General features: G+C 62.5%; 23 protein-coding genes and 1 tRNA gene. 1 reads left to right on the forward strand and 23 read right to left on the reverse strand.

Annotated elements, in window-relative coordinates:
• Window positions 1–2: 2 nt before the first annotated feature.
• The 20 genes from ECTHA_RS0104015 to rlmE form a co-directional block, all read right to left on the reverse strand.
• On the reverse strand, window positions 3–1,517 hold the full coding sequence (locus tag ECTHA_RS0104015) for an NADH-quinone oxidoreductase subunit M (protein ID WP_025280948.1): 1,515 nt from the start codon (window positions 1,515–1,517) through the stop codon (window positions 3–5).
• Window positions 1,518–1,575: 58 nt separating this feature from the next.
• The gene (gene nuoL / locus ECTHA_RS0104020; protein WP_025280947.1) at window positions 1,576–3,564 is read right to left on the reverse strand and encodes an NADH-quinone oxidoreductase subunit L; all 1,989 of its coding nucleotides are present in this window, start codon (window positions 3,562–3,564) and stop codon (window positions 1,576–1,578) included.
• Between the two features lie 3 nt (window positions 3,565–3,567).
• Complete coding sequence (gene nuoK, locus ECTHA_RS0104025; RefSeq protein ID WP_025280946.1) at window positions 3,568–3,873, reverse strand: NADH-quinone oxidoreductase subunit NuoK; 306 nt, start codon at window positions 3,871–3,873, stop codon at window positions 3,568–3,570.
• Between the two features lie 116 nt (window positions 3,874–3,989).
• On the reverse strand, window positions 3,990–4,583 hold the full coding sequence (locus ECTHA_RS0104030) for an NADH-quinone oxidoreductase subunit J (RefSeq protein ID WP_025280945.1): 594 nt from the start codon (window positions 4,581–4,583) through the stop codon (window positions 3,990–3,992).
• A 19-nt stretch (window positions 4,584–4,602) separates the two neighbouring features.
• Window positions 4,603–5,094: an NADH-quinone oxidoreductase subunit NuoI gene (nuoI, locus tag ECTHA_RS0104035; protein ID WP_025280944.1), complete on the reverse strand. Its 492-nt coding sequence runs from the start codon at window positions 5,092–5,094 to the stop codon at window positions 4,603–4,605.
• A gap of 14 nt (window positions 5,095–5,108) precedes the next feature.
• Window positions 5,109–6,173: an NADH-quinone oxidoreductase subunit NuoH gene (nuoH, locus tag ECTHA_RS0104040; protein ID WP_025280943.1), complete on the reverse strand. Its 1,065-nt coding sequence runs from the start codon at window positions 6,171–6,173 to the stop codon at window positions 5,109–5,111.
• 16 nt (window positions 6,174–6,189) lie between these two features.
• The gene (nuoG, locus tag ECTHA_RS0104045; protein ID WP_025280942.1) at window positions 6,190–8,574 is read right to left on the reverse strand and encodes an NADH-quinone oxidoreductase subunit NuoG; all 2,385 of its coding nucleotides are present in this window, start codon (window positions 8,572–8,574) and stop codon (window positions 6,190–6,192) included.
• Window positions 8,575–8,606: 32 nt separating this feature from the next.
• Entirely contained in the window at window positions 8,607–9,887 is a 1,281-nt protein-coding gene (nuoF, locus tag ECTHA_RS0104050) for an NADH-quinone oxidoreductase subunit NuoF (RefSeq protein WP_025280941.1), read from the reverse strand.
• Between the two features lie 7 nt (window positions 9,888–9,894).
• Window positions 9,895–10,401, reverse strand: a complete 507-nt coding sequence (locus ECTHA_RS0104055) for an NADH-quinone oxidoreductase subunit NuoE family protein (RefSeq protein WP_025280940.1) — start codon at window positions 10,399–10,401, stop codon at window positions 9,895–9,897.
• The gene (locus ECTHA_RS0104060; RefSeq protein WP_025280939.1) at window positions 10,401–11,654 is read right to left on the reverse strand and encodes an NADH-quinone oxidoreductase subunit D; all 1,254 of its coding nucleotides are present in this window, start codon (window positions 11,652–11,654) and stop codon (window positions 10,401–10,403) included. Before ECTHA_RS0104060 ends, ECTHA_RS0104055 begins: the two co-directional genes overlap by 1 nt.
• Window positions 11,647–12,372 carry an NADH-quinone oxidoreductase subunit C gene (locus tag ECTHA_RS0104065; protein WP_025280938.1) on the reverse strand — a complete coding sequence of 242 codons (726 nt, stop codon included), beginning with the start codon at window positions 12,370–12,372 and terminating at the stop codon, window positions 11,647–11,649. Before ECTHA_RS0104065 ends, ECTHA_RS0104060 begins: the two co-directional genes overlap by 8 nt.
• A gap of 27 nt (window positions 12,373–12,399) precedes the next feature.
• Window positions 12,400–12,876, reverse strand: a complete 477-nt coding sequence (locus tag ECTHA_RS0104070; RefSeq protein ID WP_025280937.1) for a NuoB/complex I 20 kDa subunit family protein — start codon at window positions 12,874–12,876, stop codon at window positions 12,400–12,402.
• Window positions 12,867–13,223 carry an NADH-quinone oxidoreductase subunit A gene (locus tag ECTHA_RS0104075; protein ID WP_025280936.1) on the reverse strand — a complete coding sequence of 119 codons (357 nt, stop codon included), beginning with the start codon at window positions 13,221–13,223 and terminating at the stop codon, window positions 12,867–12,869. Before ECTHA_RS0104075 ends, ECTHA_RS0104070 begins: the two co-directional genes overlap by 10 nt.
• A 262-nt stretch (window positions 13,224–13,485) precedes the next feature.
• Window positions 13,486–13,570 (reverse strand) — tRNA-Leu (locus ECTHA_RS0104080).
• Between the two features lie 133 nt (window positions 13,571–13,703).
• A complete protein-coding gene (gene secG / locus ECTHA_RS0104085; protein WP_025280935.1) occupies window positions 13,704–14,063 on the reverse strand; it encodes a preprotein translocase subunit SecG in 360 nt (119 codons plus the stop codon).
• Between the two features lie 3 nt (window positions 14,064–14,066).
• Window positions 14,067–14,825: a triose-phosphate isomerase gene (gene tpiA / locus ECTHA_RS0104090; protein WP_025280934.1), complete on the reverse strand. Its 759-nt coding sequence runs from the start codon at window positions 14,823–14,825 to the stop codon at window positions 14,067–14,069.
• 137 nt (window positions 14,826–14,962) lie between these two features.
• Window positions 14,963–16,324, reverse strand: a complete 1,362-nt coding sequence (gene glmM, locus ECTHA_RS0104095) for a phosphoglucosamine mutase (RefSeq protein ID WP_025280933.1) — start codon at window positions 16,322–16,324, stop codon at window positions 14,963–14,965.
• A gap of 64 nt (window positions 16,325–16,388) precedes the next feature.
• Window positions 16,389–17,258, reverse strand: coding sequence for a dihydropteroate synthase (gene folP / locus ECTHA_RS0104100; RefSeq protein ID WP_238625023.1), 870 nt, complete (start codon window positions 17,256–17,258; stop codon window positions 16,389–16,391).
• A gap of 147 nt (window positions 17,259–17,405) precedes the next feature.
• A complete protein-coding gene (gene ftsH, locus ECTHA_RS0104105; RefSeq protein WP_025280931.1) occupies window positions 17,406–19,334 on the reverse strand; it encodes an ATP-dependent zinc metalloprotease FtsH in 1,929 nt (642 codons plus the stop codon).
• A 46-nt stretch (window positions 19,335–19,380) separates the two neighbouring features.
• Window positions 19,381–20,016 carry a 23S rRNA (uridine(2552)-2'-O)-methyltransferase RlmE gene (gene rlmE, locus ECTHA_RS0104110; RefSeq protein WP_025280930.1) on the reverse strand — a complete coding sequence of 212 codons (636 nt, stop codon included), beginning with the start codon at window positions 20,014–20,016 and terminating at the stop codon, window positions 19,381–19,383.
• Window positions 20,017–20,156: 140 nt separating this feature from the next.
• Here rlmE and yhbY point away from each other — a divergent pair, with 140 nt between their 5' ends.
• Window positions 20,157–20,447, forward strand: coding sequence for a ribosome assembly RNA-binding protein YhbY (gene yhbY / locus ECTHA_RS0104115; RefSeq protein ID WP_025280929.1), 291 nt, complete (start codon window positions 20,157–20,159; stop codon window positions 20,445–20,447).
• Window positions 20,448–20,520: 73 nt separating this feature from the next.
• On the opposite strand, the gene greA is transcribed toward yhbY, so the two are convergent.
• The 3 genes from greA to carA all read right to left on the reverse strand — a co-directional run bounded on the left by greA (window position 20,521) and on the right by carA (window position 25,440).
• Window positions 20,521–20,997, reverse strand: coding sequence for a transcription elongation factor GreA (gene greA, locus ECTHA_RS0104120; protein WP_025280928.1), 477 nt, complete (start codon window positions 20,995–20,997; stop codon window positions 20,521–20,523).
• Window positions 20,994–24,218 carry a carbamoyl-phosphate synthase large subunit gene (carB, locus tag ECTHA_RS0104125; RefSeq protein WP_025280927.1) on the reverse strand — a complete coding sequence of 1,075 codons (3,225 nt, stop codon included), beginning with the start codon at window positions 24,216–24,218 and terminating at the stop codon, window positions 20,994–20,996. The genes greA and carB overlap by 4 nt, the downstream gene beginning before the upstream one ends.
• Before the next feature lie 85 nt (window positions 24,219–24,303).
• Window positions 24,304–25,440 carry a glutamine-hydrolyzing carbamoyl-phosphate synthase small subunit gene (gene carA, locus ECTHA_RS0104130; protein ID WP_029762276.1) on the reverse strand — a complete coding sequence of 379 codons (1,137 nt, stop codon included), beginning with the start codon at window positions 25,438–25,440 and terminating at the stop codon, window positions 24,304–24,306.
• Between the last annotated feature and the right edge of the window lie 9 nt (window positions 25,441–25,449).

Genomic DNA, 25,449 nt, shown 5'->3' on the forward strand with positions numbered 1-25,449 from the left:
GCTTAGAGCTTGGAGACGGCGATATGCCGCACCAGGTTGTCCACGGTGGCGTCCAGCACGTCCAGCAGCGGCGCCGGCCAGACTCCCAGAAGGAGTACGGCAAAGGCCAGCACGCCGAGGATCCAGAATTCCCGCCGGTTCAGATCCTGCAATTGGGCCACGTTGTCGTTGGCCACCTCGCCATAGATCACCCGCTTCACCAGCCACAGGGTATAGGCGGCGGCCAGGATCAACGTGGTGGCAGCCAGCAGGGCGATCCAGAAATCGGCACGGAAGGCCGCCAGGATGACCATGAATTCGCCCACGAAACCAGAAGTGCCGGGCAGTCCCGTGTTCGCCATGGCGAACAGCACGAAGAATGCTGCAAACCAGGGCATGGTGTTGGCCACGCCGCCGTAGTCGGCGATCTGGCGGCTGTGCATGCGGTCATAGAGCACGCCCACACTGAGGAACATGGCCGCCGAGATCAGGCCGTGGGAGACCATCTGCACCATGCCGCCGCTGATCCCAAGCCCGGCCCCCTGCCAGTCACCGGTATTGTTGTAGATCATGAACACGATGAAGAAGCCCAGGGTCACGAACCCCATGTGCGCAATGGAGGAGTAGGCAATGAGCTTCTTCATGTCCTTCTGCATCAGCGCCACCATGCCCACGTACACCACTGCGATCAACGACAGGGTGATCATCAGCCAATCCAGGGCCATGGCCGCATCCGGCGTAATGGGCAGGGAGAAGCGCAGGAAGCCGTAGCCGCCGATCTTGAGCATGATGGCCGCCAGGATCACGGACCCCCCGGTGGGCGCCTCCACGTGGGCATCCGGCAACCAGGTATGCACCGGGAACATGGGAATCTTGACCGCGAAGGCCAGCAGCATGGCCAGGAAGATCAGTGTCTGGGCGGTCATGCCCAGCGGCGTATGGTGGAAGTCCAGGATGGCGAAGCTGCCTGCCTGGGTGTAAAGGTAGATCAGTGCGATGAGCAGGAACACCGACCCGAAGAAGGTGTAGAGGAAGAACTTCAGGGTGGCATAGATCCGGTTGGGCCCGCCCCAGATCCCGATCACCAGGAACATGGGGATCAGCATGGCCTCGAAGAACACGTAGAACAGCACGGCATCCAGGGCCGAAAACACCCCGTTCATGAGACCTGCCAGAATGAGGAACGAAGCCATGTACTGGGACACCCGGTACTGGATCACCTCCCACGCCGCCAGCACCACCAACACAGTGGTGAAGGTGGTCAGCAGGATCAACGGCATGGAGATGCCATCCACCCCCAGGTGGTAATGGATGTCGAAGGTACTGATCCAGGGCACCCATTCCACGAACTGCATCTCGTGGGTGGAGCGGTCGAAGAGCGCAAACAATGGCAGGCTCAACAGGAAAGTCAGGACCGCAATCGACAGGGACAGGCGCCGGGATGCCTCCGGCATCCGATCACCCACAAACAATACGATGAGTCCACCGATAATCGGCGTCCATATCACCAGAGACAAAAGTGGCCAGTCAGCAAACATGTGCTCTTCCCGTTGGAATCCCGCGTTTAACCGTATCGTGGTGCAAGAGGTGCCGACCCTACAGCGCGAAGGCCAGGATCAACACCAGCAGCCCGATGATCATGGCGAAGGCATAGTGGTACAGGTAACCCGTCTGGCCGAGGCGCAGACGACCCGATACCCAGCCCACCGCGCGGGCACTGCCGTTGACGATGACCGTATCGATCAGCAGCGTATCGCCAAAGCGCCACAACCACTGCCCCAGACGGCGCGCCCCACCGGCGAACACGACATCATTGAACTCGTCGAACCCATACTTGCGGTCCAGAATGTTGTATGCCCAAGGCAGGGTATCCCGCGCCTTCTGGGCCAGTTCCGGCCGCTTCATGTACACGTACCAGGCCGTGCCCAGGCCCGCCATGGCCAGCCAGAAGGGGGGCATCATGATGCCGTGGATGATGAAGCCCAGGACGCCGTCATAGCCCTCACCCAACCTGGCCAGCACATCGCGACTCTCGTCCACGAACAGGGCATCTGCAAAGAAGTCACCGAACAGCAAGGGGCCCACGAAATAGCCGGCCAGCACGGAAGGGATGGCCAGCAGGATCAGCGGTACGGTCACCACCCACGGAGACTCGTGGGGCGTGCCACCGTGATGTCCATGACCGTGCCCCTCATCATGCCCCGCGGCCGGCGGCGCATGGCGGAAGCGCTCTTCCCCATGGAACACCATGAAGAACATCCGGAAGGTGTACAGGGCCGTGACGAACACGCCCGCCAGCACCAGCACATAGGCGAACGTCGCCCCTGGGGTCGAGGACATGTGCACCGCCTCGATGATGCCGTCCTTGGAGAAGAAACCGGCCAGCCCCGGGAAGCCGATCAGCGCCAGCGAGCCAATCAACGCCGTGGCGTAGGTGATGGGCATGTACTTGCGCAACCCGCCCATGCGCCGCATGTCCTGCTCATGATGCAGGGCCATGATCACCGAGCCGGCCGCCAGGAACAGCAGCGCCTTGAAGAAGGCGTGGGTCATCAGGTGGAACATGCCCGCCGCATAGGCCGAGGCACCCAGGGCCACCGTCATGTAGCCCAGCTGGGACAGGGTGGAATAGGCCACCACCCGCTTGATGTCGTTCTGCACCAGGCCGATCAGGCCCATGAAGAAGGCGGTGATGGCGCCAATGACCAGGATGAAGCTCAGGGCTGCCACCGAGTATTCATACAAGGGCGACATGCGGGCCACCATGAAGATACCCGCCGTCACCATGGTGGCGGCATGGATCAGGGCCGAGATGGGCGTCGGGCCTTCCATGGAATCCGGCAGCCATACGTGCAGGGGCACCTGCGCCGACTTGGCCATGGCACCGATGAACAGCAGGATGCAGGCCACCGTCAGCAGCGACCACTCGCTGCCCGGCAGGATGCTGATGGTGGCATCGGCCATGGTGTCGGCCTGGGCGAAGACCTCCATGTAGTCCAGGCTGGCGGCATGGAAGACCACCGCGCCGATCCCCAGGACAAAGGCGAAGTCGCCCACCCGGTTGACGATGAAGGCCTTCATGTTGGCATAGATGGCCGTGGGCCGCTTGAACCAGAAGCCGATCAGCAAATAGGACACCAGGCCCACGGCTTCCCAGCCAAAGAACAACTGCAGGAAGTTGTTGGCCATCACCAGCATCAGCATGGAGAAGGTGAACAGCGAGATCAGGGCGAAGAAACGCTGGTAACCCGGGTCATCCTGCATGTAACCGATGGTGTACACATGCACCATCAGTGAAACGAAGGTGACCACCAGCATCATCATGGCGGTGAGGTTGTCCACCAGGAAACCGATCTCGAAGCGGATGCCGTCACTCACCAGCCAGGTGTAGACGGTCTCGTTATAGACCTCCCCACCGGCCATGGCGTGGTACCAAAAGACCACCAGGGAGAGCACGAAGGAGATGGCGACGCCGGCAATGGTGACACTGTGGGCACCCACGCGGCCCACCTGACGCCCGAAGAGTCCGGCAACGATGGCCCCCAGCAAGGGCGCCAGCACAATGGCAAGATAGAGCGTCTCCATGTCTTACCCCTTCATCTCGTCCAGATCCTGGACATTGATGGTCTCTCGGTTACGGAAAACCAGGACCAGGATGGCCAGTCCGATGGCCGCCTCGGCAGCGGCCACGGTGAGGATGAAGAACACGAACACCTGGCCCGCCAGATCCCCCAGATAGTGGGAGAAGGCCACGAAGTTCATGTTCACCGCCAGGAGCATCAGTTCGATGCACATGAGCAGAATGATCAGGTTTTTCCGGTTCAGGAAGATCCCGGTCACGCTGAGCGCGAACAGGATCGCCCCCAGAACGAGGTAATGCGACAGAGGAATCATGCTTGGTCCCGTTGTTGGCCCTGCGCAGGTCTCTCGACGGTGCCCGCTCGGGTGGTTTTGTTCAGCCCTGACTTCCCGGCGCCGGCGGTGTCACCGGGCCGGGGCGCCCTCTACCCTTATTTCTTTTCGGATTCCATTTTCACCATGCGTACCCGGTCTTCCCGCCGGATCTGGATCTGTTTGGCCGGATCCAGATAGCGGGTGTCGGGGCGCTTTCGCAGGGTGAGCACGATGGCGGCGATGATGGCCACCAGCAGGATCACTGCGGCGATTTCGAATGGATAAACGTATTCGGTGTACAGCAACTGCCCCAAGGCCTCGGTGTTGCTGTAGTCGGCGCTGGCCGGGACCGGCGGTTCCACCTGAAACACCTGGGCACCCACCACCATGGCCATGACCACCATCATGCCCACCGCCACCACGATGCCCACCGGCAGGAGCTTCATGAAGCCTTCACGGATACGCGACATGTTGATGTCCAGCATCATGACCACGAACAGGAACAGCACCATGACCGCGCCCACGTAGACCAGCACCAGGAGGATGCCGAGGAATTCTGCCTCCAGCATGATCCAGTGGGCAGCCGTGGCAACAAAGGCCAGCACCAGGAACAATGCCGCATGCACCGGGTTGCGCACGGTGATCACCGCCACGGCAGATCCCACCAGAACCACCGAGAAGAAATAGAACAGGAATGCTTCGAAAGTCATGTGATCCGGGGCCTCCTCATCAACGATAGGGCGCGTCGACCGCCCGGGCCGCGGCGATTTCTTTTTCGTACTTGTCACCAATGGCCAGGAGCTTGTCCTTGGTCATGATCTGCTCACCCCGGTTTTCGAAGTGATAATGCTGGATATGGGTCTCGACGATGGAGTCCACCGGGCAGGCCTCCTCGCAGAACCCGCAATAGATGCATTTGAACAGGTCGATGTCGTAGCGCGTGGTGCGTCGAGTGCCATCATCGCGCTGTTCCGACTCGATGGTGATCGCCAGCGCAGGGCACACGGCCTCGCAGAGCTTGCAGGCAATGCAGCGTTCCTCACCGTTGGGGTAACGGCGCAGGGCGTGCAGCCCGCGGAAGCGAGGCGATATGGGGGTCGTCTCGTCCGGATACTGCACCGTGATCTTGCGCTCGAAGAGGTGGCGGCCGGTCAATTTCATGCCCAGCAGCAGCTCCCAGAGCAGGAAGGTCTTGAAGAACTGACGAATGGCCGTGCCCATGATGAAAACCTCCTTCACGCGAACCAGGGTCCGACGCCGATGGCCACGGCGACACCCGCGACAAACAGCCAGACAATGGTCACGGGAATAAGCACCTTCCAGCCCAGGCGCATGATGTGGTCATAGCGATACCGGGGGAAGGTGGCGCGGAACCAAAGGAAAAGGAACAGGAAGAAGGCCGTCTTGATCAGGAACCAGTGGATGCCACTGTCGAGAAGCCAGCCGAGCACCGGAATGGCGAAGGCGGACTCGGGCAGAATCCCCTCGAACGGCGACAGCCATCCTCCCAGGAACAGCAGGGCGGTGAGGGCCGAGATGAGGATCATGTTGGCGTACTCGGCCAGGAAGAACACGGCAAATGCCATGCCCGAGTATTCCACATGGAAACCCGCGACGATTTCCGACTCCCCTTCCGCCACGTCGAAGGGCGCACGGTTGGTCTCAGCCACCCCGGAGATGAAATACACCAGGAACAGGGGGAACAGCGGCAGCAGGAACCAGTGATAGACGCTGCCCTGCTGAGCCATCACGATCTCCCCCACGTTGAGGCTGCCCGCAGCCATGATCACACCCACCAGGGCGAATCCCATGGCGATCTCGTAGGAGATGATCTGAGCCGCCGAGCGCATGGAGCCCAGCAGCGCATAGCGCGAATTGGAGGCCCAGCCCGCGATGATGATGCCGTACACCCCCATGGAGGTGAGGGCCAGCAGGAAGAGCAGTCCGGCGTTGATATCCGCCAGCACCATACCATCGTCGAAGGGCACCACCGCCCAGGCCGCCAGGGCGGGGGCAATGGCCAGTACCGGAGCGATCAGGAACAGGTACCGGTTGGCATTGGTGGGGATCACCACCTCCTTGGTGAGCAACTTGAGCGCGTCGGCGATGGGCTGCAGCCAGCCTCGGGGACCCACCCGATTGGGGCCCACCCGCACCTGCATATAGCCGATGATCTTGCGCTCGGCGAAGGTGGTATACGCCACCGCCAGCATCAGCGGCGTGAGGATTGCCATGATCTTGAGGTTGATCTGTACGATCAACGGCAACCCTTCCCAGAACTGAATCATGGCTTGCTGCATGCTTGAACCCTGATCGTCAAACCTTGTGGAATTCCACCGGCCCGTGGGACGGCCCCAGGCCGCTGGTGACACTGACGCCCGCAGGCAGCCAGGCACACCCCTCGGGGATGCTCTCGTCGATCACCAGCGGCATGCGTGCAGTCAATTTGCCCTGGCGCACCACCACCTCGGCGGCCTCGGACAGATCCAGGCTGCGTGCCTGGGCCGCATTGATCCGCGCCGCATCACCGTCTCCGGCGTCTGGCGTGGCCTGCAGCGGACGCGAACGCCGCACCAGCGAATCAATCGCATACAGACCCACCGATGACACCCGCTGCAGGCCGGCCGCCTTGGGTGGCACCGGCAGCTTGCTGCCGTCATGGTGCACCCGCGTATCGAAGTCACTCACCCCGGCCTCTGCCAGACGGGCCTTGACCTCGTCGCGAACCTGCTCGGACGACAGATACTCGAAGCCGGCAAGATCACACATGTTTCCCAGCACCCGCAGCACCTTCCAGGCAGGGCGCGCTTCCCCCGGGGGCGTGGCTGCACCCTTCACGCTTTGCCAGCGACCCTCGGCATTCACGTAGGTACCGGCGGTCTCGGCAAAGGTGGACACCGGCAGGAGCACATGGGCCACCTTGCGCAAGGACTCCCCGGCAAATGGCGTCAGGGCCACCACGAAATCGGCGTTCTCCATGGCCTGCATTGCCTGGGCGGGATCGGCACAATCCAGGTCGGGTTCCACGTTCAGCAGCACACAACCCTTGGGAGCGCCCGATAACCAGTCACCCGCCGGCTGACCGGCTGTCTCCAGGGCAGCCCCGCCGGGGCCCCGATGGGGCACGGCACCCGCCAACCAGGCACCCGAGGCATTGCCGCCCTCGGAGAGATAACCCAGGGTGGCCCCCGTCAGATCGGCGATGACGCCCCCCAGGGCACGCAGGAGCGAGAACTGGGGATGATGTTGAGCCTGGATGCCCATCAGGATGCGCGCATCGCCCTCCCCTGCCAGCCTCTCGGCCATGGCGCGGGCCTCATCGGTAACCTGAGCGGCCTTGAGGAGATCCGCGAAACCGCGCGGAGTGCTGCCACCGGCCTTTTCCAGGGCCGCCGCGGCCACCGCCGCCAGTGTCATCACCATGCCCTGGGGATCCACCACCACCTGCGGCTCCACCGGGAAATGGAAAGGGAAGTCACGGACATTGATGGCCATGATGGCCGCACCGTCCAGCGCTGCCTTGCGCAGGCGATGGGCCGCCATGGGCTGATCCTTGCGAATGTTGGAGCCCACCAGCAGACAGGCGGAAACCTGCTCCAGGGATTCCAGACTACCGCCCAGATAGGGGAACAGCGGGGCACGCCCCTGATCCGAGAAGTCGGACTGGCGCAGACGATGATCCAGGTGATGGATACCCAGGCCACGCAGCCACTGCTGCGCCAGATAGAGTTCCTCCAGGCTGGCCTGGGGGGAGAGCAAGGCCCCGCAAGCCTCGGCGGGTTGAGCCCGCAACCCTTCCACCACGCGGGTCAACGCCGTCTCCCAGTCGGTCACCACCCACTCGCCCTTCTGGCGGATCATGGGTTGAGTCAGGCGATCGTCGGCAGACAGACCGGTGTAACTGAAGCGATCCCGGTCGGAGATCCAGGTCTCGTTGACGCCGTCATTGCGCCGGGGCACAACGCGCATGGCCTGCCCGTTGTAGGTATGCAGATAGAGATTCGAGCCCACGCAGTCATGGGGGGCCACGGTGGCGTGCTGAACCAGCTCCCAGGCCCGGTAGGTGAAGCGCGAGGGCTTGGCGGTGAGGGCACCCACCGGGCACAGGTCGATGACGTTACCCGAGAGTTCGGAGGCCACCGTCTTGGCCACGAAGGTACCGATCTCCATGTTCTCGCCACGACCGGTGGCTCCCAGTTCGCGCATGCCGGCGATCTCCTCGCCAAAGCGCACGCAACGGGTGCAATGAATGCAGCGGGTCATCTCCGTGGCGATCAGCGGACCGATATCCTGGTCCTTGACCGCCCGCTTGGGTTCGCTGTAGCGGGAGATATCCTCCCCAAAGCCCATGGATACGTCCTGCAACTCGCACTCGCCACCCTGATCACAGACCGGACAATCCAGGGGATGATTGATCAGCAGAAACTCCATGGTGGATTTCTGTGCGGCCAGCGCCTTGGGCGAGCGGGTATAGACCTTCATGCCCTCGGCCACGGGCGTGGCGCAGGCGGGCATGGGCTTGGGCGCCCGCTCCACCTCCACCAGGCACATGCGGCAGTTGGCGGCCACGGACAGCTTGTCGTGATAACAGAATCGGGGGATATGAATACCCGCCGCGTCCGTCGCACGGATCAGCATGCTCCCCTTTTCTGCCTTCAAGGGGATGCCGTCGACCTCGAAATTGACCAGATCCTCACTCATGCTTCGCTTCCCGTTGCACCGAACGCCATGGGTCAGGCCGCGTCTGCCACAAGGCTGCGGCCATGCTCGATGTAGTATTGGAACTCATGCCTGAAGTGCTTGACGAAACTGCGCACCGGCATGGCGGCAGCGTCCCCCAGGGCACAGATGGTGCGACCTTCGATCTTGGCGGCCACGTCGTCCAGTCGCTCCAGGTCTTCCATGCGACCCTGCCCCTCCACGATCCGTGTCAGTACCCGGTACAACCAGCCGGTGCCTTCCCGGCAGGGCGTGCACTGGCCACAGGATTCAGCGAAGTAGAACCGCGAGATCCTCTGCAGGGCCTTGACCATGTCGGTGGTCTCATCCATCACGATGACGGCCCCGGAGCCGAGCATGGAGCCGGCCTTGACGATGGCGTCGTAATCCATATTGGTCTTGAGCATGATGTCACCGGGCACCACCGGCACTGACGAGCCACCGGGAATCACGGCCTTGAGCTTGCGCCCCTTCCAGACACCGCCCGCCATCTCCAGCAATTCGCTGAAGGGCGTGCCCAGGGGCACCTCGAAATTGCCGGGCTTTTCCACGTGACCGGACACCGAAAACAGCTTCTCGCCGCCGGACCGCTCCACCCCCATGTCAGCAAACCATTGCCCGCCCTCGCGGATGATGATGGGCACCGAGGCCAGGGTCTCGGTATTGTTGATGGTGGTGGGACGACCATAGAGCCCGAAGTTGGCAGGGAACGGTGGTTTGAAGCGCGGCATTCCCTTCTTGCCTTCCAGGGAGTCCAGGAGTGCGGTTTCCTCGCCGCAGATATAGGCACCGGCGCCCAGTGTGGGATACAGGTCGAAATCGATGCCCGATCCCTGGATATCCTTGCCCAGCCAGCCATGCTCGTAGGCCTCCTTCACGGCCTGGCAGAATCGTTGGTAGGGCTCGTCCAGGAACTCGCCTCGCATGTAGTTGTAGCCCACCGTGGCGCCGATGGCGAAGCCGGCGATGGCCATGCCTTCCACCAGTGCGTGTGGGTTGTAGCGCAGGATATCGCGGTCCTTGCAGGTGCCCGGTTCGGACTCATCCGAGTTACAGACCACGTATTTCTGGCCCGGCGCCGTGCGGGGCATGAAACTCCACTTGAGGCCCGCGGGAAAGCCGGCCCCGCCCCGTCCGCGCAGATTGGAAGCCTTGACCTCTTCGATCACCGCCTCTTGTGACAGCTCACCCTTGAGGATCTTTCCCAGGGCCTGATAGCCACCCACCTTGAGGTAGTTCTCGTAGGTCCAGGGTTCGTCAAAACCCCGGGTGATGAAACAGATACGATTCGCCATGGCCGCCTCAGTCCAGCTTGTCGAGGATCTCATCGACCCGCTCGGGGGTGAGATGCTCGTGATAGACGTGGTTCACCTGCATCATGGGAGCGCCACAGCACCCGGCCAGGCATTCCTCTTCGCGCTTGAGGAAGAAACGGCCGTCGGGGGTCGATTCGCCCAGGCCGACACCCAGCTTGTTCTCCAGGTGTTCCAGAATCTTGTCGCCGCCCCGCAGCATGCAGGAGATGTTGGTGCACACCGAAATGCTGTGCTTGCCCACTGGCTGCAGTTCGAACATGGAGTAGAAACTGCCCGCCTCGTAGACGGCGATCTCGGGCATGCCGATATAGTCGGCCACTGCATCCATCATCTCGGTGGACAGGTGGCCATGCTCATGCTGAACTGCCCGCAGCGCACCCAGCACAGCGGACTGTCGCTGATCCTCCGGGTAGCGGGCTAGCCAGTCGTCGATTTCATGGCGGACGTGCTCGCTGAGCAGGTCGGACTTGCGTTGGGTCGGATTGGCTGACATCAGCGGTCGATCTCCCCGAAAACGATATCCAGGCTGCCGATCAGGGTCACCACGTCGGCCAGCATGTGCCCTCGGGACATTTCATCCAGGGCCGAAAGATGCACGTAACCCGGCGGCCGCACCTTCACTCGATAAGGCTTGTTGGCCCCATCGGAAATCATGTAGACGCCGAACTCTCCCTTGGGATGCTCCACAGTGGCGTAGGCCTCCCCCTGGGGCACGCAGTAGCCCTCGGTGAAGAGCTTGAAGTGATGAATCAGGGATTCCATATCTGCCTTCATCTCTTCCCGTGCCGGCGCCATGATCTTGCGATCATCCACACGCACCGGGCCGGGATTGTTCTTCAGCCATTCCACACACTGGCGGATGATCCGGTTGGACTGGCGCATTTCTTCCATGCGCACCAGGTAGCGATCGTAGGAGTCGCCGTTAACGCCCACGGGGATGTCAAAATCCACGCGATCGTAGGCGGCGTAGGGCTGTTTCTTGCGCAGATCCCACTCCACCCCCGAGCCACGCAGCATGGGCCCGGTAAAGCCCAGCTGCAGCGCGCGTTCCGGATCGACCACTCCGATCCCGACCGTGCGTTGGCGCCAGATGCGGTTCTCGGTAAGCAGGGTCTCGTACTCATCCACCTTGGTGGGGAAGCGTTCGGTGAAGGCCTCGATGAAGTCCAGCAACCCACCCTGGCGCTCCTTATTGAGAACGGCCACATCGGCCTTGCTCTTCCAGCGGGACGGCTGATACTGCGCCATGGTGTCGGGCAGATCCCGGGCCACACCGCCGGGGCGATAATAGGTGGCATGCATGCGCGAACCACTCACCGCCTCGTAGCAATCCACCAGATCCTCACGTTCGCGGAAGCAGTACAGGAACATGGTCATGGCCCCCACATCCAGAGCATGGGTGCCCAGCCACAGGAGGTGGTTGAGGATGCGGGTGATCTCATCAAACATCACCCGGATGTACTGGGCTCGCAGCGGAGGCTCGATGCCCAGCAGACGCTCGATGGCCATGCAGTAGCCGTGCTCGTTGCACATCATGGACATGTAATCGAGCCGATCCATGTAACCGATACTCTGGTTGTAGGGCTTGCTTTCGGCCAGCTTCTCCGTTCCACGATGCAGCAGGCCGATGTGTGGATCGGCTCGTTGCACCACCTCGCCATCCATCTCCAGCACCAGGCGCAACACGCCGTGGGCCGCCGGATGCTGGGGACCGAAGTTCAGGGTGTAGTTGCGAATCTCAGGCATCGGCGGATGTCTCCTCGGCCGAGTCATCCAGATAACGGTGATCGTCGCGAATGACCCGAGGCACCAGCACACGGGGCTCGATGGTCACCGGCTGATAGATCACCCGCTGTTGTTCCGGGTCGTAGCGCATCTCCACATGCCCCACCAGGGGGAAATCCTTGCGGAAGGGGTGGCCCACGAAACCATAATCGGTCAGGATCCGACGCAGATCCGGATGCCCCTCGAAGACGATTCCAAAAAGGTCGAAGGCTTCACGCTCGAACCAGTTGGCGCAGGACCACACCTCCACCGCCGATGGCAGCACGGGGAATTCGTCGTCGGGACAAAAGCAGCGCACGCGCAAGCGGTGATTATGGGAGATGGAAAGCAGATGATAGACCGCAGCGAAGCGCGGTCCCTCGTGTCCTCCAGCCGCTGGGGCCTCGTCGAAAGTGAAGCGCCCGAAGGTCGCCGCTTCCACACCGCGACTGAAGCCTTCGCTGCTGGAGGCCTCCGTAGCCCACTCGGTCACGCCATAGGCCATGTAGTCCACGCCGCAGACGTCAACGAGCATCTCAAAACCCAGCTCGGGATCGTCTCGCAGCATGCGTGCCAAGGGTAGCCAGTCGTCTGGCGCCACCTGGATGGTGATCTCGCCACGCGCCTGGGTCAGACCCAGCAGCCGGCCCTTGAACTTTTTCTCCAGGCACGCGGCCAGTCTGTCGAGTTTCTCGCTCATCATGAGATCCTGGCTGGAGGCCGCCCGTCAGCGGGCGATGGTGTGAGTGCGACGGATCTTGTTCTGCAGTTGCAGGATTCCGTATAGCAGCGCTTCGGCCGTGGGAGGACATCCGGGAACATAGATGTCCACGGGGACGATGCGATCACAGCCCCGCACGACTGAATAGGAGTAATGATAGTAACCACCACCGTTGGCACACGACCCCATGGAGATCACCCAGCGCGGCTCAGGCATCTGGTCGTACACCTTGCGGAGCGCAGGGGCCATTTTGTTGACCAGCGTGCCGGCGACGATCATCACATCCGATTGACGGGGGCTGGGGCGGAACACCACACCCATGCGGTCCATGTCGTATCGCGCTGCACCGGTGTGCATCATCTCGATGGCGCAACACGCCAGCCCGAAGGTCATGGGCCACAGGGAACCCGTGCGAGCCCAGTTGATCAGCTTGTCGGCAGAGGTGGTGACAAAGCCTTTTTCAAGGACGCCTTCTATTCCCATTCCAGGGCCCCCTTCTTCCACTCGTAAATGAACCCGATCACCAGGATACCCAGAAACATGGCCATGGCCAGAAGCCCGAACAATCCAATGGAATCCAGGGCGACGGCCCAGGGAAAGAGAAACGCGATTTCCAGATCGAAGATGATAAAGAGGATGGCGACCAGGTAGAACCTGACGTCAAATTTGATGCGGGAGTCCTCAAAGGCCTCGAAACCGCATTCGTAGGGGGAGCCCTTGGCGGCGTCAGGGCGACTGGGGCCCACTGCCATGCCCAGAGCGAGAGGAATCACCCCAACGAGCACGCCGATGCCGATGAACACCAATACAGGCAGGTAGTTTTCGAGCATGTTCCTCTCCTCCCACCCCATGGCGATGCATGCGGCAGGCCTCGGTGATGCTATGTGTGCATGCAAGAGCGCGCATGCCACCTAGTTTTTAGTTATCGGGGCCGCTGGAAAGTGCCCTGAATTTCTCAAAGCCCGGGGGAGTCTATGGCACCCGTTATAAGGGTGTCAAGCATTAGAATAAACTAATTCATTGATACTGCTGGATTTTTTTGTGCAGCGCCGCAAGAAATGGCCGGAACGACAGCGACGCCTGAATGAAGAATGGTGCAGATGGCCGGACTCGAACCGGCACGGCTTTCGCCACCGCCCCCTCAAGACGGCGTGTCTACCAATTCCACCACATCTGCACGATGCATCACGAACACGGGGCCTGTGACGCCCCACTCACCTGTGGCAACGTCATGGCGCCACAGGCAACTCCTCCTCCCTACTCCTTCGGACAGGCCTCCCCGAGGGTGACCTGCCTGGGTGGCATCCCTCTTAGTTGGGGACGTCCACCGGGCCGACATCGTCTCCGGAGTCATCATCTTCCGGAGGCATGCTGGCCGGCTGTTCAACACGCTGGGGTGTCGTATCGATCAGGTCAATGACGCTCGGAGCCTCAGGCCTATTGGCCACCAGGTAGGTGAGCACCAGGCTATTGATGATGAACCCCGTGGCGGTCAGTGCCGTGGCGCGCGTGAGCAGATTGGCTGACCCCCGAGCCCCGAAAACGGTAGCCGAGGCGCCACTACCAAAGGCCGCTCCTGCATCAGCACCCTTGCCATGCTGCAATAAAACCAGCACGATCAAACCGATGGACAAGACTACCTGAACTACCAATAAAATGCTATACAGCATGGTTTATCCTGCTTGACCGGCGGCCTTGCAGATCGCAAGGAAATCCGCCGCCTTGAGTGAGGCGCCGCCGATCAGGCCGCCATCAATATCCGCTTGGTTGAACAACTCGACAGCGTTGTCGGCTTTAACGCTGCCTCCATACAAAATCTGCACGCCCGCTGCCACAGAGGCATCGTGCCCCGCCAGTCGCTCCCGAATGAAGGCATGCACGGCCTGGGCCTGATCCGGCGTGGCGGTACGACCGGTGCCAATGGCCCAGACGGGCTCATAGGCAACCACGGCGTCACGAAACGCCTCCACACCCTCGAGATCCAGCACGGCGTCCAACTGTCGGGCCACCACCTTTTCGGTGATATCCTGCTCGCGCTCTTCCAGCAATTCGCCCACGCACAGGATGGGCTTGAGCCCATGGCGACGCGCCGCGGCGAACTTGCGGGCCGTGAAGGCATCATCCTCACCATAGAGGGTGCGCCGTTCGGAATGCCCAACGATCACGTATTGGCAACCCAGGTCCTTGAGCATGGCTCCGGACACCTCGCCGGTGTGAGCGCCCTCGTCCTGATCGGAAAGATCCTGGGCACCCAGGGCAATCGCGGATCCCACCAGCGACGACACTTGCTCCAGGTAGACGAATGGCGGGCAGACCGCCACATCGACCGAGTCAAGAGCGGCCACCTGAGCAGCCACGTCGTGCATCAGGGCCTGGTTCGCCGAGCGCGAACCGTTCATCTTCCAGTTACCAGCCACCAGGGGTCTACGCATGGATCATCTCCGTGAAATGGACACCCACCCGGCTGAACACAGAGGTCCTCTGCCTCCCCGGAGGGAGCAATCCGGCCCCTGTCGTCCCCGGATCATGAAGCGGGGAATCCTACCTGCGCGCGGCCGATAAATCAATTTCAGGATGCACGCTCGGCCGCGTGGCGAACGCAGTCCGCCAGGTCCTGGGCAAGGCGCCCCACCAGGGCCATGTCGGATCCCTCCACCATCACCCTCACAAGCGGCTCTGTGCCCGAGGGCCTGAGGAGTACGCGACCACGGCCAGACAGGGTGGATTCAGCATCCCTGACCGCCTCGCGCACGGTCTGGGTATCCAGCAACCCGTGGGGACGAGCGCTTGGGTTGACGGGCACGTTCAACAAGGTCTGCGGGTATTTTTCCATGCCCCGCTGCAATTCGGAAAGCGGCCGCCCGGTGGTGCCCATCACCTCGAGGATCTGCAGCGCCGAAATGATCCCGTCGCCGGTACAGGTACGATCCAGGCAAATCAGATGCCCGGAGGACTCCCCACCCAGCAACCAGCCTTCGTGATGCAGGGCCTCCATGACATAACGATCGCCCACGGCCACCCGCCTGAAGGGAATGCCTGCCGACTCCATGGCCTGTTCCAGACCCAGGTTGCTCATCAGGGTACCCACGACGCCTCCTTGCAGGATGCCGTCCCGGTGGCGCGCCAGGGCGATGATGCACAGGGCCTGATCCCCGTCCACCACATCGCCGCGCTCGTCCACCAGGATCAGACGGTCCCCGTCCCCATCCAGGGCGATGCCCAGATCCGCCTTGTGGGCCAGCACAGCGGCCTGAAGCTCACGAGGATGCAGGGCCCCGCAACCCTCGTTGATATTGAATCCATCGGGCCGGACGCCCACGGGGATCACTTCGGCACCGAGTTCCTCGAACACATGGGGTGCCACCGCGTAGGTCGCGCCATTGGCACAATCCACGACGATACGCAGGCCGTGCAGGTGGGTACCGGTCGGGATGGTGCTCTTGCAGAATTCGATGTAGCGACCGGCTGCATCCACCACCCGTTCCACCTTGCCCAGATCCGCGGAATCCACGGTCTCCATGGGCTGACCCAGGGTTGCCTCAATGGCCAGCTCCACCGGGTCGGGCAACTTGTTGCCGTTGGTGCAGAAGAACTTGAAGCCGTTGTCGTAATAGGGGTTATGGGAGGCGCTGATCACGATCCCCGCCGAGGCCCGGAAGGTACGGGTGAGGTAGGCCACCGCGGGCGTCGGCATGGGGCCCAGCAAGCGGATATCCACCCCGGCCGCCGACAAGCCGGCCTCCAGGGCCGACTCAAACATGTAACCGGACACACGGGTGTCCTTGCCGATCAGCACCAGGCCCTCACCATCGGGGGCCAGCACCCGCCCTGCCGCCCAGCCCAGGCGCAAGGCGAAATCCGGCGTCATGGGGTAACGCCCCACCCGTCCGCGAATGCCGTCGGTACCAAAATACTGTCTTTCCTGAGTCATCAATCCAAGCCTGTCCTGATCAAGAGGGTTTCGGCGCAGCGAAGCGGCGCGCTTGCCCGAGTTTTCAGTGAATGAACGGCTCACCCACCGACCGGAGCACGCGCAGCGCATCCCGGGTGGCCGCCACGTCGTGCACACGCAGGATGCTGGCCCCCTGCTGGGCAGCCAGCAGGGCCGCCGCCACGCTGCCCTGGATTCGTTCCGAGGCTGGCCGCTCATCACCCAGCATCCGGCCGATCATGGTCTTGCGCGACATCCCCACCAAAAGCGGCAATCCCTCCACGGCCAGCTCCGGGAGACGGCGCAACAGGGTGAGATTGTGCTCCAGGTTCTTGCCGAAACCGAAACCCGGATCCAGCAACAGGCGGTCCGCCAAAATGCCTGCGGCCCGACAAGCCACCACCCGCTCGGCCAGAAAATCGCGCACTTCGGCCACCACGTCCCCATACCGGGGATCCACCTGCATGCTGCGGGGCTGACCCTGCATGTGCATCAGGCACACGGGAACCTCGCACCGCGCTGCCATCTCCAGGGCCCCCGGGTCCTGCAGGGCACGCACATCGTTGATCAGTGTGGCACCCGCGGCGCAGGCGGCCCGCATCACTTCGGCCTTGCTGGTATCCACGGAAATCGGCACCGGCACCCGGGGCGCCAGGGCCTCGATGATGGGAACGACCCGGGTCAGTTCCTCCTCGACAGGGACGGATGCAGCGCCGGGGCGTGTGGACTCACCGCCCACATCAATGAAATCGGCCCCCTCCTCCACCATGGTGAGCGCGTGCTCAATGGCCTGGGCAGGATGAATGAAGGCACCCCCGTCGGAAAATGAGTCCGGGGTGACGTTGAGAATGCCCATGATGCGGGGCTGGGTGAGATCAATGGTGTACTGACCAAACTGCATGACGAAACCATGGCCGTGAAAGAACTGGATCATAACCGGCCATGGGCACTCATGGCCATTCCGGGGCCATTCCGGGACCATTCCGGGACCATGACAGGGCCAGACGCAGAGAAGCCGCCCCTGAGGGCGGCTTCTCTGTCTTACCGGCTTCAAATGCCGCCGTGAGGCGGCATCCGGGGCTCAGGTCTGACTGGCAGGGCCACCAATGATGCCCTTGCCTTCCTTGTCCTTGCCATCACCCTTGGCACTGGCGTCACCGTCGCCGGAACCGGGTTCATCACCACCGGTCCAGCCGTCCGGATCCCGGGGTTCACGCCCTTCCATGATGTCGTTGATCTGCTCCACATCGATGGTCTCATATTTCATGAGCGCCCTCGACATGGTGTGCAGTTTCTCCATGTGCTCCTCAAGGATGGTCTTTGCCCGCTCGTAGCTGGAGTCGATCACCCGGCGGATTTCCTCGTCGATGGCATGGGCCGTCTCGTCGGACATCTGCTTGTGCTGAGTCACCTGACGACCCAGGAAGACCTCGCCTTCGTCCTCACCGTAGGCCAGCGGACCCAGGCGGTCGGAAAGACCCCACTTGGTGACCATGTTGCGGGCAATGGAGGTGGCCCGCTCGATGTCGTTGGACGCACCCGTGGTGACCTTGTCCGGCCCGAAGATGATCTCCTCGGCGATACGGCCGCCAAACAGGGAGCAGATCTGACTTTCCAGGCGCGTCTTGCTGTGACTGTAGCGATCCTCGTCCGGCAGGAACATGGTGACGCCCAGCGCCCGCCCACGGGGGATGATGCTCACCTTGTAAACCGGATCATGCTCCGGCACCAGGCGCCCCACAATGGCATGCCCAGCCTCGTGATAGGCGGTGAGCTTCTTCTCGTCCTCGCTCATGACCATGGACTTGCGCTCGGCGCCCATCATGATCTTGTCCTTGGCCCGCTCGAAGTCGATCATCTCCACCAGGCGTTTGTTGGCCCGGGCGGCAAACAGCGCTGCCTCATTGACCAGGTTGGCCAGGTCGGCCCCCGAGAAACCGGGCGTACCGCGGGCAATCAGGTCGGGCTTGACGTTGTCATCCACCGGCACCTTGCGCATGTGCACCTTGAGGATCTGCTCGCGACCACGCACATCCGGCAACGGCACCACCACCTGGCGGTCGAAGCGACCGGGGCGCAGCAACGCCGGGTCCAGCACGTCGGGACGGTTGGTGGCAGCAATGACGATGATGCCTTCCGTTCCCTCAAAGCCGTCCATCTCCACCAGGAGCTGGTTCAGCGTCTGCTCGCGCTCATCATGACCTCCACCCATACCGGCGCCACGCTGGCGACCGACGGCATCGATCTCGTCGATGAAGATGATGCAGGGCGCATGCTTCTTGGCCTGCTCGAACATGTCACGCACCCGGGAAGCGCCCACACCCACGAACATCTCGACGAAGTCGGAGCCGGAGATGCTGAAGAACGGCACCTTGGCCTCGCCGGCGATGGCCTTGGCCAGCAGCGTCTTACCGGTACCCGGAGACCCCACCATCAGCACACCGCGGGGAATCTTGCCGCCCAGCTTCTGGAACTTGCTGGGATCGCGCAGGAAATCCACCAGTTCGCTGACTTCTTCCTTGGCCTCGTCGCAGCCGGCCACATCGGTGAAGGTGATCTTCACCTGGTCCTCACTCATCATGCGCGCCTTGCTCTTGCCAAAGGACATGGCGCCACGACCACCGGCCCCACCCTGCATCTGACGCATGAAGTAGATCCACACGCCGATCAGCAGCAGGAACGGGAACCAGCTGATGAGGATGTCCGTGAACAGGGAGCGCTGCGCGGGCTCATCGACGCGGATCTCGACGTTGCTGTTGAGCAGATCGCCGATCAGACCCGGATCATCGGGGGCATGGGTGCGGAACTGCTCACCGTTGATGGTGCGCCCCTCGATGGTCTTGTCCTCGATGAAGACGCTGTCAATGCGTCCGGCCTTCACCTCGCCAATGAATTCCGAATAGGACCAGGCTTGAGCCTCCTGCTGCTGCGGTGTGAAGTTGTTGAACACCGACATCAGCACGATGGCAATAACCGCCCAGATAATCAGGTTTTTTACCAGCTCGTTCAAGGGTCTACCTCGACTATTCCGTGGTGTGCTGTTGGTTTCACAGACCTTACACCAGTTTGCGGCCCCTGGCCAACGCATACACCTCGCGGGAGCGGGCCCGGGAAGCCTGGGGTTTACGAATCTGCACCTTGTTGAATTGCCCGCGCAGGGTCTTCACGTACTCGTCGAACCCTTCGCCATGGAAAATTTTGACCAGGAAATCCCCGCCAGGTTTCAACACCCGACCGGCTGTGTCCAGGGCAAGCTCTGCCAGGTACATGGCGCGCGGCTGGTCCACCGCATCCATTCCACTGATATTGGGGGCCATATCGGAAAGTACAAGGTCAGCGGGCTCATCCCCCATCTCGGCCCCCATGGCGGCGAGGATGGCATCCAGCACGTCGTCCTCGCGAAAATCCCCCTGCACGAAGGTGACACCCTCCAGGGGAGCCATCTCCAGGATATCCGAGGCAATCACACAGCCCTTGCGGCCCACCAGGCCTGCGGCATACTGGCTCCAGCCCCCGGGGGCGGACCCCAGATCCAGCACCCGCATCCCAGGGCGGATCAGCCGATCCCGCTCCTGGATCTCCTGGAGCTTGTAGACGGCCCGGCAGCGCCAGCCCTCTTCCTGGGCCTTTTGCACGTAAGGGTCGCTGAAATGTTCCTTGAGCCAGCGTTGGCTGCTTTTGCTGCGGGACATGATGGGCGAGGTCTGTGAATGGACGAGCGCGTGAGGATACCTCAACCGGATGGGCCTTGGGGCGACAGCACTTGAGAGTTGACGAGCGAGCCCTCAAACTGCGCGGCCTGTCCATCTCAGTCGGAACCCTGTTCACCGCCATGCCCACCCCTCAGCAGATCAAACACCTTCGCACGCTGGCCCATGACAAGAAACCCGTGGTCAGTCTCGGCCGACACGGCCTGACCGATGCCGTGCTGGAAGAACTGGACATTGCCCTGAATCATCATGAACTCATCAAGGTGAAGGTGGGGGTGGGCAATCGTGAGCTGAGGGATCAGGTGGTGGCACAGATGTGCGAACGAAGCGGCGCGACTCTGGTGCAGCGGATCGGCAACATTGCCACCCTGTTTCGGCGCAATCCGGAAAAGCCGGTGGTGAAACTGCCCTAGTAAGCAAAGAAGGGCCTGGCCCCGTTTCGAAGCCCCTCTCCCCTAGGGGGAGAGGGGTTGGGGTGAGGGGGCCTCACACATACCGGACGGCCACGACCTCGTAGTGCTTTTCGCCCGCCGGGGCGTTGAAGGTGAATTCATCACCCTCTTCCTTGCCGATCACCGCGCGAGCGATGGGGGAGTTCACGGAGATCCGACCCGCCTTGATGTCCGCCTCATCGTCGCCGACGATCTGGTAGCTCACTTCCTGATCCGAATCCAGATCCAGCAGATCCACGGTGGCGCCGAACACCACCTTGCCACCCGCATTCAGTGTGGTCACGTCGATGATCTGCGCGTTGGAGAGCTTGCCCTCCAACTCCTTGATGCGCCCCTCGATGAACCCCTGCTGCTCTCGAGCTGCGTGATACTCGGCATTTTCCTTCAGGTCACCGTGGGCGCGCGCCTCGGCAATGGCGGCGATTACCCGAGGGCGATCCTCGCTCTTGAGCTTCTGCAGTTCTGCCTTGAGCAGTTCGGCCCCACGGACCGTCAGCGGCGTCTTGCTCATGCCAGGTTCTCCTTATGCATGTCCTGCAGGCAGTACACGTTCTCGCTATCCAGGAAGGACAGGGCTTCAACGGTGGCAAACGCGCCTGCCAGGGTGGTGGTGTAGCTCACCTTGTGCTGCAGGGCCTCCCGGCGGATGGTGTAGGAGTCGGCGATGGCCTGCCGACCCTCGGTGGTGTTGATGATCAGGCTGATCTCGTCATTCTTGATCATGTCGACGATATGCGGTCGACCCTCGGTGACCTTGTTGATGCGCTTGCAGGCAATGCCAGCGTCTTCCAGCACCTGAGCGGTGCCTTTGGTGGCGATCAACTCAAAGCCCTTGTCCGCCAGGTGACGCACCACCTCAGCGATCTCGCCCTTGTCGGCGTCACGCACACTGATGAAGGCCTTGCCCGCGGTGGGCAGGGTCACGCCCGCACCCAACTGGCTCTTGGCAAAGGCCTCCGGGAAGCTGCGACCCACGCCCATCACCTCGCCGGTGGACTTCATCTCGGGGCCAAGAATGGGGTCCACCCCCGGGAACTTGATGAACGGGAACACGGCCTCCTTCACGGAGAAGTACTTGGGCCGGATCACGTCGGTCACACCCTGCTCGGCCAGGCTGCGACCCGCCATGCAGCGGGCGGCGATCTTCGCCAGCGGCATGCCGATGGCCTTGGAGACGAAGGGCACGGTGCGCGAGGCGCGCGGGTTCACTTCCAGCACGAAGATCTTGTTACCGCCCTGGACGGCGAACTGGGTGTTCATCAGACCCACCACGTTCAGACCCACGGCCATCTTGCGTACCTGCTCGGCAATCTCGTCCTGCAATTCCATGCTCAGGCTGTACGGGGGCAGCGAGCAGGCGGAGTCACCGGAATGCACGCCCGCCTGTTCGATATGCTGCATGATGCCGCCAATGACCACCTCCTTGCCATCGCTGATGGCATCCACATCCACCTCCACGGCATCGTCCAGGAAGCGATCCAGCAACACCGGTGCATCGTTGGAGACCTGCACGGCATCACGCATGTAACGGCGCAGGTCGGTCTCGTTATAGACGATTTCCATGGCCCGGCCGCCCAGCACATACGAGGGGCGCACCACCACGGGGAAGCCGATGGCCTCAGCGTGGCGCACGGCCTCTTCCACGCTGCGGGCCGTGCGGTTGGGCGGCTGAATCAGGTCCAGCTCGTTGATCAGGTTCTGGAAGCGCTCGCGGTCCTCGGCCAGGTCGATGGAGTCCGGGGTGGTGCCGATCACGGGCGCACCGGCGGCCTCCAGGTCGCGGGCCAGTTTCAGCGGTGTCTGGCCACCGAACTGGATGATGATGCCCTTGGGCTGCTCCAGGTGCACGACCTCCAGCACGTCTTCCAGCGTCAAAGGCTCGAAGAACAGGCGATCGGAGGTATCGTAGTCGGTGGAGACGGTTTCCGGGTTGCAGTTGACCATGATGGTCTCGTACCCGTCCTCACGCATGGCCAGCGCGGCGTGCACGCAGCAGTAGTCGAACTCGATGCCCTGACCGATGCGGTTGGGGCCGCCACCGAGCACCATGATCTTCTCGCGACTGGAGGGCTCGGCCTCGCACTCCTCCTCGTAGGTGGAATACATGTAGGCGGTGGTGGAGGCGAACTCGGCAGCGCAGGTATCCACCCGCTTGTACACCGGATGCACCTTGAGGCCGTGGCGATATTCGCGCACGGTGCGCTCGGTTTCCTGCAACAGGGTGGCCAGGCGGCGGTCGGCGAAGCCGTACTGCTTGAGACGGAACATCTCGGTGGCATCGATCTCCTTGAGCGAACGATCCTTGAGGGACTGCTCGATCAGCACCAGCTCCTGGATCTGTTCCAGGAACCAGGGGTCGATCCAGGTCATCTCGAACAGTTGCTCGACGCTGTACCCGAGGCGGAAGGCATCGCCCACGTACCAGATCCGGTCGGGACCGGGATCAGCCAGGCGCGCACGCACCTCGGCGTCGGCGTCCTCGCTGCCCAGGTCCACCTTGCCGTTGAGGCCGTCATTGCCCGTCTCCAGGCTCCGCAGGGCCTTCTGAAAGGATTCCTGGAAGGTGCGACCGATGGCCATGGCCTCGCCCACCGACTTCATCTGGGTGGTCAGCTTGGCCTCGGCACTGGGGAACTTCTCGAAGGTGAAGCGGGGGATCTTGGTGACTACGTAGTCGATGGAGGGCTCGAAGGAGGCCGGGGTCACGCCGCCGGTGATCTCGTTGCGCAGCTCGTCCAGGGTGAAGCCCACGGCCAGCTTGGCCGCCACCTTGGCGATGGGGAAGCCGGTGGCCTTGGAGGCCAGGGCCGAGGAGCGGGACACCCGGGGGTTCATCTCGATCACCACCAGGCGGCCGTTCTCCGGATTCACGGCAAACTGCACATTGGACCCACCGGTCTCCACGCCGATCTTGCGCAGCACGGCCACGGAGGCGTCGCGCATGATCTGGTATTCCTTGTCGGTGAGGGTCTGGGCGGGGGCCACGGTGATGGAATCACCGGTGTGCACCCCCATGGCGTCCAGGTTCTCGATGGAGCAGATGATGATGCAGTTATCCGCCTTGTCGCGGATCACCTCCATCTCGAATTCCTTCCACCCCAGCACGGACTCCTCCACCTGCACCTCGTTGATGGGGGAGAGATCCAGGCCGCGCTTGACGATGTCCTCGTATTCCTCGCGGTTGTAGGCGATGCCGCCACCGCTGCCGCCCATGGTGAAGGATGGCCGGATGATGATGGGATAGCCGATGTCCGGCTGCACCCGTTGGGCCTCTTCCCAGCTGTTGACCATGTAGGCCACTGGCGACTCCAGGCCGATCTCGCTCATGGCCTCGCGGAAGCGGTGCCGGTCCTCGGCCATGTCGATGGCATCCTCGGAGGCACCGATGAGCTTGACGCCATGTTTGTCCAGCACGCCATGCTTGGCCAGGTCCAGGGCACAGTTCAGCGCCGTCTGTCCGCCCATGGTGGGCAGGACCGCATCCGGCTTCTCGCGCGCGATGATGCGCGATACGGTCTTCCATTCCACCGGCTCGATGTATACCGCATCGGCCATCTCCGGGTCGGTCATGATGGTGGCCGGGTTGGAGTTCACCAGGATCACCCGGTAGCCCTCCTCGCGCAGGGCCTTGCAGGCCTGGGCGCCGGAATAGTCGAACTCGCAGGCCTGGCCGATGACGATGGGGCCGGCACCGAGGATCAGGATGCTCTTAAGATCGGTTCTCTTGGGCATGGAATGTCTTACCGTGGGCAACGCGGCGCGCTCGGGCGCGCCGGTGGGCGAATGGGGTCTGGCGATGCCGCGGCTTGCGCCGTCTTCAGGAGGCGCGGGCTCGCATCATGTCAATGAACCGGTCGAAACCCGGGGCCACGTCGGCAGGACCGGGGGAGGCCTCCGGGTGACCCTGAAACGTCTGTACCGGGCGGTCGGTGAGCTCGACGCCCTGCAGGGTACCGTCAAACAGGGAGCGGTGAGTGGGCCGTACGTTGTCCGGCAGTTGGGCATCATCCAGGGCAAAGCCATGGTTCTGACTGGAGATCATCACCCGCCCGGTGGCCAGATCCTGCACCGGATGGTTGGCACCGTGGTGGCCGAACTTCATCTTCATGGACTGCGCCCCGACAGCGAGGCCCAGCAACTGATGCCCCAGGCAGATACCGAGAATGGGCAGGTTCTTCTGCTCCAGCAGCTCGCGGATGGCGGTGATGGCGTAGTCGCAGGGCTCCGGGTCGCCGGGCCCATTGGAGAGCAGCACGCCGTCGGGTTTCAGGGCCAGCACGTCGGCCGCCGGAGTCCGGGCCGGCACCACCGTCACGCGGCAACCCCTGTCCACCAGCATGCGCAGGATATTGCGCTTGGTGCCGAAGTCGTAAGCCACCACGTGATGGGGCTGTGCTTGCGGTGCCTTGCGGTAGCCCTCGCCCAGCACCCAGGTACCTTCATTCCAGGTGTAGGTCTCCGGGGTGGTGACCTCGCTGGCCAGATCCAGGCCCTTGAGGCCCTGGAAGCCCCGGGCGGCTTCCAGGGCCTTTCGTTCATCCACCTCGCCGGCCATGATGCAGCCGTTCTGGGCGCCCTTCTCGCGCAACAGACGGGTGAGGCGGCGGGTATCCACACCGCCGATGGCCACCACGCCGTGGCGTACCAGATAATCGGGCAACGTCTCGGTGGCGCGCCAGTTGGACATGCGCGAGGGCACATGACGCACAATCAGGCCGGCCGCATGGGCGCGGTCGGATTCCTCGTCCTCGGGGTTGACCCCGGTGTTGCCGATATGGGGGTAGGTCAGCGTGACCAGCTGACGGGAGTAGGAGGGATCCGTGAGGATTTCCTGGTATCCGGTCATGGCGGTATTGAACACCACCTCACCCACGGTGAGACCTTCGGCGCCCACGGCATGACCGTGAAAGAGGCTGCCATCTTCCAATGCCAACAAGGCGGGTGTGGTTTTCAAGCTGACCTC

Origin of the sequence: Ectothiorhodospira haloalkaliphila ATCC 51935 (genome assembly GCF_000633935.1) — a bacterium.
Taxonomy (GTDB): Bacteria; Pseudomonadota; Gammaproteobacteria; order Ectothiorhodospirales; family Ectothiorhodospiraceae; genus Ectothiorhodospira; species Ectothiorhodospira haloalkaliphila.

Coding starts and splice junctions, on each gene's coding strand:
- nuoF (WP_025280941.1), bottom strand. CDS start 9,887: ATGGCGAATCGTATCTGTTTCATCACCCGGGGTTTTGACGAACCCTGG.
- ECTHA_RS0104055 (WP_025280940.1), bottom strand. CDS start 10,401: ATGTCAGCCAATCCGACCCAACGCAAGTCCGACCTGCTCAGCGAGCAC.
- glmM (WP_025280933.1), bottom strand. CDS start 16,324: ATGACTCAGGAAAGACAGTATTTTGGTACCGACGGCATTCGCGGACGG.
- secG (WP_025280935.1), bottom strand. CDS start 14,063: ATGCTGTATAGCATTTTATTGGTAGTTCAGGTAGTCTTGTCCATCGGT.
- nuoL (WP_025280947.1), bottom strand. CDS start 3,564: ATGGAGACGCTCTATCTTGCCATTGTGCTGGCGCCCTTGCTGGGGGCC.
- nuoG (WP_025280942.1), bottom strand. CDS start 8,574: ATGAGTGAGGATCTGGTCAATTTCGAGGTCGACGGCATCCCCTTGAAG.
- rlmE (WP_025280930.1), bottom strand. CDS start 20,016: ATGTCCCGCAGCAAAAGCAGCCAACGCTGGCTCAAGGAACATTTCAGC.
- ECTHA_RS0104015 (WP_025280948.1), bottom strand. CDS start 1,517: ATGTTTGCTGACTGGCCACTTTTGTCTCTGGTGATATGGACGCCGATT.
- ECTHA_RS0104070 (WP_025280937.1), bottom strand. CDS start 12,876: ATGGGAATAGAAGGCGTCCTTGAAAAAGGCTTTGTCACCACCTCTGCC.
- carB (WP_025280927.1), bottom strand. CDS start 24,218: ATGCCCAAGAGAACCGATCTTAAGAGCATCCTGATCCTCGGTGCCGGC.
- nuoH (WP_025280943.1), bottom strand. CDS start 6,173: ATGCAGCAAGCCATGATTCAGTTCTGGGAAGGGTTGCCGTTGATCGTA.
- greA (WP_025280928.1), bottom strand. CDS start 20,997: ATGAGCAAGACGCCGCTGACGGTCCGTGGGGCCGAACTGCTCAAGGCA.
- nuoI (WP_025280944.1), bottom strand. CDS start 5,094: ATGGGCACGGCCATTCGTCAGTTCTTCAAGACCTTCCTGCTCTGGGAG.
- ECTHA_RS0104075 (WP_025280936.1), bottom strand. CDS start 13,223: ATGCTCGAAAACTACCTGCCTGTATTGGTGTTCATCGGCATCGGCGTG.
- tpiA (WP_025280934.1), bottom strand. CDS start 14,825: ATGCGTAGACCCCTGGTGGCTGGTAACTGGAAGATGAACGGTTCGCGC.
- ECTHA_RS0104060 (WP_025280939.1), bottom strand. CDS start 11,654: ATGCCTGAGATTCGCAACTACACCCTGAACTTCGGTCCCCAGCATCCG.
- folP (WP_238625023.1), bottom strand. CDS start 17,258: ATGATCCAGTTCTTTCACGGCCATGGTTTCGTCATGCAGTTTGGTCAG.
- ECTHA_RS0104065 (WP_025280938.1), bottom strand. CDS start 12,372: ATGAGCGAGAAACTCGACAGACTGGCCGCGTGCCTGGAGAAAAAGTTC.
- yhbY (WP_025280929.1), top strand. CDS start 20,157: ATGCCCACCCCTCAGCAGATCAAACACCTTCGCACGCTGGCCCATGAC.
- nuoK (WP_025280946.1), bottom strand. CDS start 3,873: ATGATTCCTCTGTCGCATTACCTCGTTCTGGGGGCGATCCTGTTCGCG.
- ECTHA_RS0104030 (WP_025280945.1), bottom strand. CDS start 4,583: ATGACTTTCGAAGCATTCCTGTTCTATTTCTTCTCGGTGGTTCTGGTG.